At 58.6% G+C, this 12,438-nt stretch carries 15 protein-coding genes and 3 pseudogenes; 17 read left to right on the forward strand and 1 reads right to left on the reverse strand.

Annotated features, from left to right (window positions below; genetic code table 11):
• The first annotated feature begins 31 nt into the window (after positions 1–31).
• The 10 genes and pseudogenes from JFT80_RS01450 (at position 32) to JFT80_RS01495 (ending at position 7,706) form a co-directional block, all read left to right on the forward strand.
• Positions 32–289, forward strand: a complete 258-nt coding sequence (locus tag JFT80_RS01450; RefSeq protein ID WP_093432336.1) for a hypothetical protein — start codon at positions 32–34, stop codon at positions 287–289.
• A gap of 100 nt (positions 290–389) precedes the next feature.
• A complete protein-coding gene (radC, locus tag JFT80_RS01455) occupies positions 390–884 on the forward strand; it encodes a DNA repair protein RadC (protein WP_201146677.1) in 495 nt (164 codons plus the stop codon).
• Between the two features lie 52 nt (positions 885–936).
• The gene (locus JFT80_RS01460) at positions 937–1,683 is read left to right on the forward strand and encodes an ABC transporter substrate-binding protein (protein WP_201146678.1); all 747 of its coding nucleotides are present in this window, start codon (positions 937–939) and stop codon (positions 1,681–1,683) included.
• Between the two features lie 106 nt (positions 1,684–1,789).
• Positions 1,790–2,332 (forward strand): PilL N-terminal domain-containing protein, encoded by a 543-nt coding sequence (locus JFT80_RS01465; RefSeq protein ID WP_201146679.1) that lies wholly within the window; start codon positions 1,790–1,792, stop codon positions 2,330–2,332.
• Positions 2,329–3,000 carry a chemotaxis protein gene (locus JFT80_RS01470; RefSeq protein ID WP_201146680.1) on the forward strand — a complete coding sequence of 224 codons (672 nt, stop codon included), beginning with the start codon at positions 2,329–2,331 and terminating at the stop codon, positions 2,998–3,000. Before JFT80_RS01465 ends, JFT80_RS01470 begins: the two co-directional genes overlap by 4 nt.
• A gap of 9 nt (positions 3,001–3,009) precedes the next feature.
• Positions 3,010–3,728 (forward strand): annotated as a pseudogene (locus JFT80_RS01475) (TIGR03759 family integrating conjugative element protein).
• A complete protein-coding gene (locus tag JFT80_RS01480; RefSeq protein ID WP_201146681.1) occupies positions 3,710–4,258 on the forward strand; it encodes a lytic transglycosylase in 549 nt (182 codons plus the stop codon). Before JFT80_RS01475 ends, JFT80_RS01480 begins: the two are co-directional and overlap by 19 nt.
• Complete coding sequence (locus JFT80_RS01485) at positions 4,255–4,770, forward strand: integrating conjugative element protein (RefSeq protein WP_201146682.1); 516 nt, start codon at positions 4,255–4,257, stop codon at positions 4,768–4,770. Before JFT80_RS01480 ends, JFT80_RS01485 begins: the two co-directional genes overlap by 4 nt.
• Positions 4,771–4,778: 8 nt before the next feature.
• Entirely contained in the window at positions 4,779–6,884 is a 2,106-nt protein-coding gene (gene traD, locus JFT80_RS01490) for a type IV conjugative transfer system coupling protein TraD (protein WP_201146683.1), read from the forward strand.
• Between the two features lie 90 nt (positions 6,885–6,974).
• Positions 6,975–7,706: a TIGR03747 family integrating conjugative element membrane protein gene (locus tag JFT80_RS01495; RefSeq protein ID WP_201146684.1), complete on the forward strand. Its 732-nt coding sequence runs from the start codon at positions 6,975–6,977 to the stop codon at positions 7,704–7,706.
• A gap of 20 nt (positions 7,707–7,726) precedes the next feature.
• Here JFT80_RS01495 and JFT80_RS01500 read toward each other — a convergent pair whose 3' ends face one another.
• Positions 7,727–8,143: a hypothetical protein gene (locus tag JFT80_RS01500; protein WP_242482739.1), complete on the reverse strand. Its 417-nt coding sequence runs from the start codon at positions 8,141–8,143 to the stop codon at positions 7,727–7,729.
• A gap of 463 nt (positions 8,144–8,606) precedes the next feature.
• Between JFT80_RS01500 and JFT80_RS01505 the strand changes: the two genes are divergently transcribed.
• The 7 genes and pseudogenes from JFT80_RS01505 to JFT80_RS01535 all read left to right on the forward strand — a co-directional run.
• Entirely contained in the window at positions 8,607–8,942 is a 336-nt protein-coding gene (locus JFT80_RS01505; RefSeq protein ID WP_201146685.1) for an RAQPRD family integrative conjugative element protein, read from the forward strand.
• Positions 8,939–9,178 carry a TIGR03758 family integrating conjugative element protein gene (locus JFT80_RS01510; protein WP_020300903.1) on the forward strand — a complete coding sequence of 80 codons (240 nt, stop codon included), beginning with the start codon at positions 8,939–8,941 and terminating at the stop codon, positions 9,176–9,178. Before JFT80_RS01505 ends, JFT80_RS01510 begins: the two co-directional genes overlap by 4 nt.
• Before the next feature lie 17 nt (positions 9,179–9,195).
• Positions 9,196–9,567 (forward strand): TIGR03745 family integrating conjugative element membrane protein, encoded by a 372-nt coding sequence (locus JFT80_RS01515; RefSeq protein WP_201146686.1) that lies wholly within the window; start codon positions 9,196–9,198, stop codon positions 9,565–9,567.
• Between the two features lie 7 nt (positions 9,568–9,574).
• The gene (locus JFT80_RS01520; protein ID WP_201146687.1) at positions 9,575–9,988 is read left to right on the forward strand and encodes a TIGR03750 family conjugal transfer protein; all 414 of its coding nucleotides are present in this window, start codon (positions 9,575–9,577) and stop codon (positions 9,986–9,988) included.
• Positions 9,985–10,625, forward strand: a pseudogene (locus tag JFT80_RS01525) (PFL_4703 family integrating conjugative element protein). The gene JFT80_RS01520 and the pseudogene JFT80_RS01525 overlap by 4 nt, the downstream one beginning before the upstream one ends.
• Positions 10,622–11,436, forward strand: a pseudogene (locus JFT80_RS01530) (TIGR03749 family integrating conjugative element protein). The pseudogenes JFT80_RS01525 and JFT80_RS01530 overlap by 4 nt, the downstream one beginning before the upstream one ends.
• Positions 11,426–12,438: TIGR03752 family integrating conjugative element protein (locus JFT80_RS01535; RefSeq protein WP_201146688.1), on the forward strand; the 1,013-nt coding region annotated here is incomplete at its 3' end. The pseudogene JFT80_RS01530 and the gene JFT80_RS01535, both read left to right, overlap by 11 nt.

Raw genomic sequence — 12,438 nt, forward strand, 5'->3', positions numbered from 1 at the left:
CCTTTTCTTCAATCCGCACAGGAGAACCAACATGGAATCCTTCTGGCTTTGCGACGACTGCCTGTTTGCTACTGCTTACGAGGACTACAGCACGTTATCGCTCTATTACACGACGGATGAAATTGAGAAACGCATCGCCGGCATCCATCGAGAACTGGTTCGGTTAATGCCCATCAGTGCCGACTTCGATCCCGAAACTGGCTGGGGAATAAAAGCTTTTTCCCCATTGCCCTGCGACGGTTGTAGTTCGCCCCTACACGGTCAACGCCACCGATTCACGCGGCTGTAAACAGCGCGCCATCTGCTAACGCCCGCGACTCCACACCCACCTCGGGGACACCACTCCCCTCGGGCGTGTACCCCTGATTGTTCCCTTCGGAGGTACCACCATGACCACCCAACTCACACTGATTGAGACCTCGGATTTCGAGGCTGATCGTATCGTCCAAGAAAACCAGGTGATCGACGAAGCACTGCATATTCTGGATCGTCGGCTGTTCGCCCGCGGCCCTAACCTGACGTCGCCTGACGCCGTGGCTTCATACCTAAAACTGCATCTTGTGCAACAAGAGCATGAAGTCTTCGGTGTGATATTTCTCGATGCCAAGCATCGGGTGTTGGCGTTCGAAGTCCTCTTTCACGGCAGCATTGATGGCGCCAGCGTTTACCCCCGCCAAGTCGTTAAGCGTTCCCTAGCGCATAACGCCGCGGCCGCCATTTTTGTTCATAACCACCCCTCAGGTTGTACAGAACCCAGCCAGGCGGATCGCGTCTTGACCGCACGGTTGAAAGAGGCCTTGGCCTTGATCGAAGTGCGCGTACTGGATCACTTCATCGTGGGTGAAGGTCGTCCACTTTCCCTTGCCGAACATGGCTGGCTTTAACCCTCACAGGCGTCTTCGGGCGCCTTGTGCATTTTCATTCTGGAGAACCCTCATGAACCCCACACACCAAGCCCCAGCCCTGCTGACGACCTCAACTCCATTTGCTCGCGGTTACGACAACCTTCATATCGAACGGCTGCTACTGATCACCTACGAAAACGACTGCCCTCCCTGCTTTCGACCCGTGCACGACTCACAAGCCCATCTGCCCGACAATGAGCTGCAACTGTTCGCCTGCCTGTTCAATGACGATTTCGCCTTGATCAGCGAAGGCCAATCCATTTCGGATGATTTGGATGAACGCTGCCAGTCCACCGGGCTAGTGCGCCAAGTAATCTACGCTGTGATGGGCGAAATGCTCAACGAGCGGCATCACCTCGGTGATCTGTACTCCCTGGAAGAAGCCCAAGTCACGGTCCATCGCTTGAGCTTCGAAACGGGACACTACAGTCGAGCCTGGGAAATCAGTACCGCGCACCTTCCCGAAGAATCGATGCTTTATCTGGAGGAGTGGGTCAGTCACTCCGCTCTGCGGCAAACCGGCCTCTTGTTCGAGCTTTTTACGCTGCCAGATTGCTGCGGTATCGGTTGCAAACTGATCGGCACGCCATGGACGGACGAGAACTTGCTGAACATTGAGGGCAATCGTTATTCGAGCTTGAGACAAGAACAACTTGACGCAGGCACACCGGAAGCCTTGGTCAACGTACTGTATTTGGCGGCATTGGCGGATGTGCGATTGTTGATCTTCGACCCCGACGCTGCCGCCTTGGATGGGCTCGCCATTTTCGATGAATAGCAACGTGTTCAGCGTTAACACGACCCACCTTGAATCAACTTTCTCACTGAATCGCTCCTTCACCTCATGTCAGGTTCTGCACTGAATCTGACATGAGGTTTCTTCCATGGAGCGTTTTTTCACGCCTGTCTGCCTGCTGGCTTTGTTGAGCGCCTGCACCGCGCAAATCCCCAACCCTTTGCCGCCCCATCCAGAGATCGACAGTGGCTCCAATCGGGCCCAGCACTCGAGGGGCATAGCCGAAGAAAGCCATCCGGCAGAGCTTCGTTATGGCCGCTACACGCTGGTCAGCACCGAGCCCACCACGGAACAACGCGATCTTCTTGCCCAAATCATTGAAGTGAACATCCCGTCCAGCCTGAACCCCTCGGTGCAGGATGCATTGCAGTACGTATTGCAGCGCTCGGGCTATTCGCTCTGCCCCGTTACCGCGTCGGTGAAGGTGCTGTTTACCCGGCCTCTGCCTGCAGCCCATTACCGGCTTGGTCCAATCCCTTTGCGCCGCGCGCTGCAAGTGCTGGCTGGCCCCGCCTGGCAACTCACGACCGACGAAGTCAGCCGTTCAGTCTGCTTCGAACAGCAGAAAACGGAGGCCGGCGTCGCGCTGATCACACCCGTCTCGCCCCATCTGTTGGAGGCACGGCCATGAGAGCCTCGACGTTTCAAACCCTCATCATTGGCCTGCTTTGCTTGGCGGTCGCCGGCCTGAGCGGTGGTTTGTATAACCAGTATCAACGCGTGGCCGAACTGCAGAGCACGAACACGCAATACCGACAAACCCTGGACACCCTGCAACATGATGCAAGCGCCCTCAAGGACGCCCAGGAGAAGCTGCAGTACGCGCTGAAAGACCTGAAGCAGATGGTCGATACTGGTGAGCAACAGGCCAATACCCTCGATCCGATGTTGGATCAATGGGCACAAGAGATACAGGAACTGCGCGATGGTCTCGCAGCCCGCGCCACCCAGGCAGACCTGACAGCGCTGCGCGCACGCCTTGAACAGGTCGAGCAGCAACTCCTGGACCTCAGGACAAAGCCATTCCCTCCACCGCCGACGCCTTCTGCGACCAAACCGAAAAAGACCGCTCGCCCCAACCCCGCCCCGCTCTCGCCACCGTTTTCAGTATTGAGTGTCGAGTCCCGCGGGGGTGAGCGCTTTCTGGCGGTCGCACCTCATGACAGTCGCTCGCTCACGGATGTCCGGCTGCTACATAGCGGTGAGCAGCAAGGGGCTTGGCGCCTGAAAATACTGGAGCCGAACTCAGCCATCTTCGCGGTGGCCGCTCAGCCAGATCAGACCGTGCTCCTCCCTTGAGAAGTGATCATGAACAGAGCGCTACTGCCCACCGTTGTCTGTCTCGCTTCGTTACTGACCACGGTCGCTGCGATGGGTAACCCCGTCACGACACAGTCACGGACCCAGGACACGCAGTCCGCTCCCTGGGGCGCTCTGACTCTGAACAGGCGGCGAGCTGGGGTCTGACGGAGCAGGAGTGGACGCGCTTCGAACAGATCCAAGCCGGCCCGCGCGGTTTCTGGAGCCCGAACCTCGATCCGTTGACCGCACTCGGGGTCGAGGCCCAGACCGACCAAGAGCGCCAGCGCTATGCCGAATTACAGGTAGCGCTGGAAGCCAAACGCGCCGAGCGCGAGTTGGCTTACCAAAACGCTTACACCGCGGCCTGGGCCAAGCTGTTTCCCGGACTGCTGCCGATCCAGGGCATGGCGTCCCCGCCCCCTGCCAGCTCATCGGTCATGCCGCGCCAGGCCCTGTTTGTGGAGGACCACTGCCCAGAGTGCACCGCCGAAGCGCAGCGTCTGCAAAGCAGCGACACGGCGTTCGATATTTACCTGGTGGGCAGCCAAGGCGAGGACGAACACGTCCGTCGTTGGGCTCGGCAAGCAGACATCGATCCGGCGAAGGTCCAACGCCAGCAGATCACCCTGAACCATGACCGTGGTCGCTGGTTCAACCTGGGTGCCCCGGGGCCATTGCCTGCCACATTTCAACAGGGGAATGGACAATGGCAACGCCTCGACTGAGTGGTATTGCGCTCATGCTGACAATGCTCGCCGTCCAGGCTGACGAACTTCCGCCTCCTGCCTACCAACTGGCGGCGCATGACGCCGACATCCCTTCTACGGTGCTGTTCGCGATTGCCCTGCAGGAGAGTGGTATCCGCGTCCGTGGTCGACTGCTGCCCTGGCCTTGGACCCTGAACATCGCCGGAACACCCTACCGCTTCGCCACTCGCCAGGCCGCCTGTCACGCCTTGCTTCAGGCACTCGCCCGACATGACGCCAAGCGGGTCGATGCCGGTCTCGGGCAAACCAACCTGGGTTACCACAGACAACGTTTTTCCAGCCCCTGCGAATCCCTTGATCCCTACCGAAATCTCGCGGTGACCGCCGAGCTGTTGCAGGAGCATCACGCCGCTACCGGTGATTGGGTGTCAGCTGCTGGACGCTATCACCGCCCGGCAGGAGGAACGCCGGCCGCGCGTTACCGCGCCGGATTTTCCTGGCAACTCGAACGGCTGATGGTGTCCTTCAAACAGGGCACACCACCATGAAGCGAATACCTCTTGCCTGTTATTGCATCCTATTCTTGGCACCTTTTACCCAGGCGCAATTGACCGTAGCTGGGGATCAGCCTAGCGACTTCACCCGCCCCCATTTTCAAGCTGCCAGGCCGTCAATAAGCAACAGAACCCAGCCTGATCGGGCCATGCATGCGGACTTGTCCACGTTTGCCGATGAAGCCTGGATACTGCCCGTCCGCAGCTCCCTCCTAAGCCCAGGCCAGATCACGCTTCGTGCCCTGAACATGCCGGGCTTGCGGCCATTTTTCCTGGTCGGTGAGGATCCCCAATCACTGGTATGGTTGCGTCAACGCGCAGCTGAACTGCAGGAAATGGGCGCGGCCGGCCTCGCCGTTGAAGTGGCCGATACCGAAGCTTTGGCCCGGATTCGAGCAGCCGCTCCGGGCATCACCATCCTGCCGGTCAACGGCAACGACATCGCCACCCGCCTGCAGATTGAGCACTACCCCGTCTTGATCACCGCCACCTCATTGGAACAGTGAGTCAGGTCATGGCCGAGCATGCGATGGAGTCCAAGCTCCGGCCAGCGGTGGAGCTGTATACCGTAGCAATCTGTATCGCTGCCGCGGTGTTGTGCGTGTACTCGCCCTGGGCTGTGGCCCTGTCACCCGAGATCGGTCTGGTTGCAGCGCTGGCCTATGCCCTGTTCGGCCTTATCCGGCTGAGACAAGCTTGGGAGGTGCTGCGTTATCGGCGCAATATCCGTCGGCTGCCCCGCTACGAGCTGACCAGTCGGCAGATTCCGGTCAGCCGCAAGCGTCTGTTCATGGGCCGAGGATTTCGCTGGACCCGCCTGCACACCCAGCGTTTGGTCGAGGCCCAGGATCCGGCGGTCGCCCACTATGTCGACCAACCGACCAGCTACCGCCTGGCCCGTGGACTCGAACGGCGCCTGGAGCATGCACCGTTTCCACTCTCGATACTGGCCCGTGTCACGGCCTGGGACAGTGCCTTCAATCCGTTGCGGCCTTTGCCCCCGGTAGGTGGCTCGCCACTATTGCATGGGGTCGAGCCCGATGAAACGGAAGTCAGTCTGCCGCTGGGCGAACGGGTCGGACACACCCTGGTGCTCGGCACTACCCGTGTCGGCAAGACCCGGCTCGCCGAGGTGTACATCACCCAGGACATTCATCGCATCGAACATGAGGTGGTCATCGTCTTCGATCCGAAGGGCGACGCCGACTTGCTCAAACGGATGTACGTCGAAGCCAAGCGGGCCGGTCGGGATAAGGAGTTTTATGTTTTCCATCTAGGCTGGCCGGAGTTCTCCGCTCGATACAATGCGGTGGGACGCTTCGGGCGTATCTCGGAAGTGGCGTCACGCATCGCCGGGCAGCTCAGCGGCGAAGGTAACTCCGCGGCCTTTCGCGAGTTTGCCTGGCGTTTCGTCAACATCATCGCCCGTGCCCTGATCGAGTTAGGCCGGCGTCCAGACTACCTGCAGATCCAACGGCATGTGGTCAACATCGATGCACTGTTCATCGAGTACGCCCAGCAGTTTTTCGCCAAGACCGACCCGAAGGCGTGGGAGGTGATCGTTCAGCTTGAAGGCAAGCTCACCGAGAAGAACATCCCCCGGCATATGATCGGGCGCGAAAAGCGTGTGGTGGCCATCGAGCAGTACCTGGCGGTGAAGCGGGTATTTGATCCGGTAATGGACGGACTGCGTTCGGCGGTACGATATGACCGTACTTACTTCGACAAAATCGTTGCCTCGCTACTGCCGCTGCTGGAGAAACTCACCACCGGCAAGACCGCCCAGTTACTGGCTCCCAACTACACCGATTTAGATGACCCGCGGCCAATCTTCGACTGGATGCAGATCATCCGAAAACGCGGCATCGTCTACGTCGGTCTGGATGCACTGACCGACGCCGAGGTGGCCGCCGCGGTGGGCAACTCCATGTTCGCCGACTTGGTCTCGGTCGCCGGACACATCTACAAACACGGCATCGACCATGGCCTGCCCCAATCGGGTAACAACAGTGACAAGTTGCCGATCAACCTCCACGCCGATGAGTTCAACGAGTTGATGGGTGATGAATTCATCCCGCTGATCAATAAGGGCGGCGGTGCCGGTATCCAGGTAACCGCCTACACCCAGACCCTCAGCGATATCGAAGCACGTATCGGCAACCGCGCCAAAGCTGGCCAGGTTATTGGCAACTTCAACACTCTGCAGATGCTGCGGGTGCGCGAAACCGCCACCGCTGAACTGCTCACCCAGCAGTTGCCCAAGGTTAACGTGCTGACCAAGACCCTGGTGTCGGGTGCGACTGACACCTCCGATCCTGAGGCCAACACGGACTTCACCTCGTCCTCACAGGACCGTGTCAGCAGCACCAGTGTACCGTTGATCGAGCCTGCTCATATCGTCAGTTTGCCCAAGGGGCAAATGTTCTCCTTCCAGGCCGGTGGGCAGCTCTGGAAAGTCCGTATGCCTTTACCCAAACCCTCCAACGTCGACGCCATGCCCAAGGACCTACAGGAACTCACTCAACGGATGCGGGCGGCCTACAACGCGCAGGCGGGACAGTGGTGGAGCGCAAGCGGTGGCGGCCCAACTACCAACTTCGATCTGGATCAGGTGGGGTAGCCCTACCCCACCACAGGTTTCGATTCAGCAGAAAACGATCCAGGAGACGTATTGCCCACATCAACTCTGCAGCGCGCAATGGGGTGAACTATGGCGACTTCCACCCAGAACACGCCGCCACAACCGATCCAGCGTCCGGGATTGATCATCTCGGCGATCAGCCTAGTCCTGCGCATCATCGGTTTGCTGATTGCCTCGTTGCTGTTCTCGATCCTCATCGAGTTCGCCGGGCTGCTACTGTTTTGGGGTGATCAGGGCTGGCGGCATAGTCAGGCCATGCTAACCAGTGAGTTGGGCTGGCTCAGCGAGCACTTCAAAGCTTCACTTCTCATCCAACAGCCTGGGAAAACAATTGTCCAGTGGCTGGAGCTCCTCAATCAGTGGCTGCTGGTCAAGACTGGCTTTGAGGATTTTGCCCGGCAGGCGCGGGTGTCGGGCCAGGGCAATGACTTCTGGAGCTGGGCGAATCAGCTCTACGTGAGCATTGAGGATTTCGTACTGGCGGCGGTGTATGTGACCTTTACCTTCGTAGTGCGCCTAACCATCTTGGCTCTGGCCACACCGCTATTTTTGTTGGCCTCGTTCACCGGTTTTGTCGATGGTTTGATGCGCCGCGACCTGCGCAAGTTTGGAGCCGGGCGAGAAAGCAGTTTTGTCTATCACCGAGCTAAACGAGCAGTGATACCCCTGCTGCTCGTACCCTGGATCATGTATCTGTCCCTGCCCTTTTCGCTCAATCCTATGGCCGTCTTTTTGCCTTGCGCGATGATGCTCGGAATAACGACATCCATCACCGCGGCGACGTTTAAAAAATACATTTAATGAAATGTAACGCTGACGTGTTAAACCATTCCGGTGAATTTAGCCAAAATCGCGACGACATAACCGCCAATAATAGACAAACCAACAATACCCAACGGCCGCTGCCACCAATCACCGCTAGGGGACGGCGGCATAGACTGCTGATAAAAATTGATCTGCCCGATCTGATTTGCGTTGACTTGGGTGGCTGCTCCATTTTGCATCGAGTTGCGCCACTGAGCTTCCTCAAGACGTTCGAGTTGAACCTGAACACGCCTCTTGAGTTGGCTAGCGGAAAGGAGAATTTGCTTTCCAATAATCATCACACCCAGCAAACCGAAAAACAGCAAATTTCCATAGCTGAGCGGGTTTTCCTGGCTGAGGGTAGGCGCGTGCTCCCATACAAAACCGATGTAGGGTGATGTGGCCTGGTAAACATCGGCTACTAAATTTTGCACAACCCCTCCCAAATGCCCAAAAAATTTTGTGCTCGCGAGAGTCTCTGCTTGATGGTGCAGAAAAATCAACGATGAAACCAAATAAAATAGCCCCCGAAGACCATCAAGGAGAAGCCCACGGCCTGTCGAATACGGTACCGCCGAATTGCTTGTTGGATGTTCACTCTCTGCTATCACTCTTCGTTAACTGATTTCGTCCGCGCTTATCTGCGCCCCGCTAACAATGCTGTTAGCGGAATCAAAAGTTAACGGCTACTAATCGTTTTTCATGAGTAACCAATGCTGTACTTGCGGTCCAATCGTGTCATTTTTCCGCGTTTCGTAGCTCTCGATACGGTGTTCGAACTCGCTCCACGATCAGAGACTGTATCGAAATAAAATGACGCAGCGTGTTTCGTGTTTCTTACTGCTGAGTCCTGGACGTTAGTTGAATGCTGGCCCCATCTCCAAATGGGCTATCCACATGCCGACTACATTTTTCCGAATCTGCCCACTGCTCATATTGATGACGTTCCATAGCGGCGGCTATGCCGCATCTGCTCATGAGCGCGAGCAGCTCAGCCTAGTTCAGCAGCAGGTCGACACTATTGAGCACCTTGCGGCGCAAGCTAAGGTAGCCAGGACCTCCGAACCAAACGAACGCTATCGCTTCGACTATCCCCGCCTGTCTCAGGACATCCAACGCATTCGCCAAGGAATGCAGAACTATCTGTCGCCCTCCCGTGCTCAACCTCACGACGCTGGTGAGCTGGTCGGCGATTACCGCCTCGACATCCCGTCCGTGGAACCGTCGCCATGAGCATGACCGACGCTCAGACCGCAGCGTTCCAAAACGCCTCCGGTTTCTCGGCACAGAGCAGTTCGACACTCTGGTTGTCCCTGGTTCTCGTCCTGGCTTTGCTCTGGTGCACCTGGGTGATGTGGACGGCTTACCGGGGCTGGGCCACCGGCAGTGTGCGCTTCGGCGCGTTTGGCGGCAGCGCCGCACGTGTTTTGCTCGCCCTACTAGTCCTGATGTTCTTCACGCTGTCCTAATCCAGGAGATCACTGCCATGCTCAAGTGCTTTACCCCTCTAAAAAACAACCTGCGTGATCGTGCCAGCCAGCGCTTGATCGGTCTGCTGTTGGTGCTCGGCTCAAGCCTGGCTTTTGCCGAGCTTCCCACCATGGAGGCTCCTTCGCGTGGTGAAGGTTCCGGGTTGATCGAGACGATCAAAAACTACGCCTATGACGGCGGCATCCTGCTCGGTTTGTTGATCGCCCTGCTCGCTTTTCTCGGCGTGGCTTGGCATTCCCTAACTGTCTATGCCGACGTGCAGAACCAGCGCAAAACCTGGAAGGACCTCGGCGCGGTGGTCGGCATCGGTGCCCTGTTGGTGGTGATCATCATCTGGTTCCTGACCAAGGCCGCCGCGATTCTGTGAGGTCGACATGAACGACACTATCGAACGCCTTGCCGACGGCACCTTGGTCTTTCTGCCGGAGCGACTCAACCGCGATCCTGCCGTACTGCGCGGTTTGACCAATGATGAGATGTGGGTAGCTCTCGGCACTGGCGCCGCCATTGGCCTGCTGCTGGGCGTTCCTCTAGGGATCGTCACCTCGTCTATTGCCGTTGCGCCGACCAGCATGATCGCAAGCATGGCGCTGGTGTTATTTGCCGGTGGTACGCTTTTGCGTCGGGCCAAACAGGCTCGCCCCGAGACCTGGTTGTACCGCAAGCTCGAATCGATACTCGCCAGCCGTTGGCGCCTGGGGCGCGGAAGTTTGATTCTCCACTCCGGCGCCTGGACGATTCGCCGTTCGCGTCGACTGCGCCCTGCCCTGTCCCGGTGGCAACCATGAGTCGTTTTCGGAACAAGGTGGATGCCCAACACGCTCACATCTTCAGCCTGCGTCTGGCGGTAGTGATTCTGGCCCTGGTCTGTGCCGGACTTTGGTATGGCTGGCGCTCGGCACCGACCGATCTGACGGTGCATGTCCCCCGGATCTGCGCTCGGGCAGCACTCGCAAGTGGTGGGATGTCCCCCCAGAGAATGTCTATGCCTTTGCCCTGTACATCTTTGGCCAACTCAACCGCTGGCCTTCGGATGGCGAGCAGGATTATCGCCGCGCCATCTATGGCTTGCAGTCCTACCTGACACCCGCCTGCAAGACCTTCCTCGACGGTGATTATGAGTACCGCAAGGCCGCCGGCGAGCTGCGCCAGCGGGTGCGTGGCGTCTACGAAATTCTGGGCCGAGGCTACAGCGAAGATCCGGAACTCAGGGTCAAGCAACTCGACCGCGACAGCTGGCTGGTCAAGCTCGATCTCAATGCCGATGAATATTACGCCGCCGAACCAGTGAAACGGGTGGTGGTGCGGTATCCATTGCGCGTGGTGCGTTTTGATCTGGACCCCGAACGCAATAAGTGGGGGCTGGCACTGGATTGTTATCAGGGCACTCCGCAAAGAATCTCCCTGCCTGGAGGTGAGCCATGAAGCGGATTTCTACCCTGGGACTCACCGTTGCACTGATGCTATGGGGAGCTGTAGCGCAGGCCGTCGAGCTGATGCACTGGGAACGCCTCCCCTCGCGGTCCCGCTGGTGATCAATCAGGAACGAGTGGTCTTTATCGATGAGGCTGTTCGCGTCGGTGTGCCCTCAACCCTGACCGGCAAGCTGCGTGTGCAATCAACCGGCGGCACGCTGTACCTGCGAGCGTCGGAAGCCATTGCACCGACCCGACTGCAGCTGCAATCGGTCACGACGGGCGAGATCATCCTCCTGGATATCGCGGCCACTCCCGGCGATCAACCGCTGGAGCCCGTACGTATTCTCAAGAATGCTCAGGGGCAAGCTACCGAGGCTGAATCTAGCGCCGTCCCTGTTCCAGAACGCACACCGATCCCGGTCGCTTTAACGCGCTACGCCGCGCAAAGCCTGTACGCGCCGCTGCGCACCGTGGAGTCCCTGCCCGGTGTACGCCGCGTCCCGCTCAAGCTGCGTACCGAACTGCCGACCCTGCTGCCGACCGAAAACGTGTCCAGCACACCCATCGCCGCCTGGCGACTCGGTGATTACTGGGTCACCGCGGTGAAGTTGCGCAACCGCGGTTCAATCCCGGTGCAACTCAATCCTCGTCGGTTTCAGGCCAAACTGTTTGCCGCCACCTTCCAGCACGCCTTCCTCGGACCTGTCAGCGATGCTGAAGACACTACGATTGCCTACCTTGTCACCCGGGGCGCAGGCCTCGAACAAGCGGTCCTATTGATCCCATCTGTTACGCAAGGTGGCGACCATGAACGCTAACGCACTGCTCAAATGGCTAGTACCTGCTGCGCTACTGGCCGTGGTGCTGATCATCATGAAAACCTGGGTCGCGGATGGTACTGGCAGCATTCCGGAAATATCAGGCGATCAGCAAAATATTGCTCTGTCTGCCGAACAGGCCAAGTCGCTAGGCATCGCGGGTGATACCCCACGCGACACGGTCGCCACCCTGGTCGGCCAGGTGAAGGCCATGCGCAGCGACATGCTCGGTTTGAAGAAACACAATGACTCACTGCAGACGGAAAACAACCGCCTACGCGAGCGGGAAAACAGTGTCGATTCGCGTATCCAGACCGCGCTTGGCAGTGTGACTCAGCAGGTCGACGAAGGCCGCCGCCAAGCCAATGAGGCCCGACTCAAAGCGGAACAAGACAGTCGTCAGGCTCGCGGCCTGCTGACGCAGTTGCAGGAACAGTTGTCGGGGCTGGCTGGCAAAAGCAAGGACATGCCGATCGGATTGGGGCTTGAGCCCGGCGACGGCGCTCAGTTCGAAGGGCGACACTCTACCAATGATGCACTGCAGTGGATTGAACCCTCGGATGCTCCGTCCACCGACGCCAGAGGCAAAACCACGACTTCCTCCGCACTGAGCTTGCCTACCGCTTTCAACTCTCTGGAAAGCTTGAAAGACAACGCGATTGATCGCAGCCAGAAACAGCTACGTGCAGTTACCAAGGGTGAGCGCGACCTGACGCGATCCGTTGATCGTACCGAAGGCGCGAAGCCGGTCTACACGATCCCCGAAAACGCCACGCTGATGGGCTCGGTCGCCATGACCGCGCTGATCGGCCGAGTCCCGGTGGACGGCACCGTGAATGACCCCTATCCCTTCAAGGTGCTGGTCGGTCCGGAGAACCTGACCGCCAACGGCATCGACCTGCCGGACGTCGCGGGGGCCGTGATGAGCGGCACGGCGTCCGGTGACTGGACCCTGTCCTGCGTACGCGGACAGGTCGAGTCAATTACCTTTGTGTTTACCGA

The organism is Pseudomonas sp. TH10, assembly GCF_016651255.1.
Taxonomy (GTDB): Bacteria; Pseudomonadota; Gammaproteobacteria; order Pseudomonadales; family Pseudomonadaceae; genus Aquipseudomonas.

What these genes read in the sequence shown, in the direction of transcription:
- JFT80_RS01515 (WP_201146686.1), top strand. Translation starts at nt 9,196, where the DNA reads ATGCTCAAGTGCTTTACCCCTCTAAAAAACAACCTGCGTGATCGTGCC.
- JFT80_RS01520 (WP_201146687.1), top strand. Translation starts at nt 9,575, where the DNA reads ATGAACGACACTATCGAACGCCTTGCCGACGGCACCTTGGTCTTTCTG.
- JFT80_RS01465 (WP_201146679.1), top strand. Translation starts at nt 1,790, where the DNA reads ATGGAGCGTTTTTTCACGCCTGTCTGCCTGCTGGCTTTGTTGAGCGCC.
- traD (WP_201146683.1), top strand. Translation starts at nt 4,779, where the DNA reads ATGGCCGAGCATGCGATGGAGTCCAAGCTCCGGCCAGCGGTGGAGCTG.
- JFT80_RS01495 (WP_201146684.1), top strand. Translation starts at nt 6,975, where the DNA reads ATGGCGACTTCCACCCAGAACACGCCGCCACAACCGATCCAGCGTCCG.
- JFT80_RS01485 (WP_201146682.1), top strand. Translation starts at nt 4,255, where the DNA reads ATGAAGCGAATACCTCTTGCCTGTTATTGCATCCTATTCTTGGCACCT.
- JFT80_RS01510 (WP_020300903.1), top strand. Translation starts at nt 8,939, where the DNA reads ATGAGCATGACCGACGCTCAGACCGCAGCGTTCCAAAACGCCTCCGGT.
- radC (WP_201146677.1), top strand. Translation starts at nt 390, where the DNA reads ATGACCACCCAACTCACACTGATTGAGACCTCGGATTTCGAGGCTGAT.
- JFT80_RS01470 (WP_201146680.1), top strand. Translation starts at nt 2,329, where the DNA reads ATGAGAGCCTCGACGTTTCAAACCCTCATCATTGGCCTGCTTTGCTTG.
- JFT80_RS01450 (WP_093432336.1), top strand. Translation starts at nt 32, where the DNA reads ATGGAATCCTTCTGGCTTTGCGACGACTGCCTGTTTGCTACTGCTTAC.
- JFT80_RS01460 (WP_201146678.1), top strand. Translation starts at nt 937, where the DNA reads ATGAACCCCACACACCAAGCCCCAGCCCTGCTGACGACCTCAACTCCA.
- JFT80_RS01480 (WP_201146681.1), top strand. Translation starts at nt 3,710, where the DNA reads ATGGCAACGCCTCGACTGAGTGGTATTGCGCTCATGCTGACAATGCTC.
- JFT80_RS01505 (WP_201146685.1), top strand. Translation starts at nt 8,607, where the DNA reads ATGCCGACTACATTTTTCCGAATCTGCCCACTGCTCATATTGATGACG.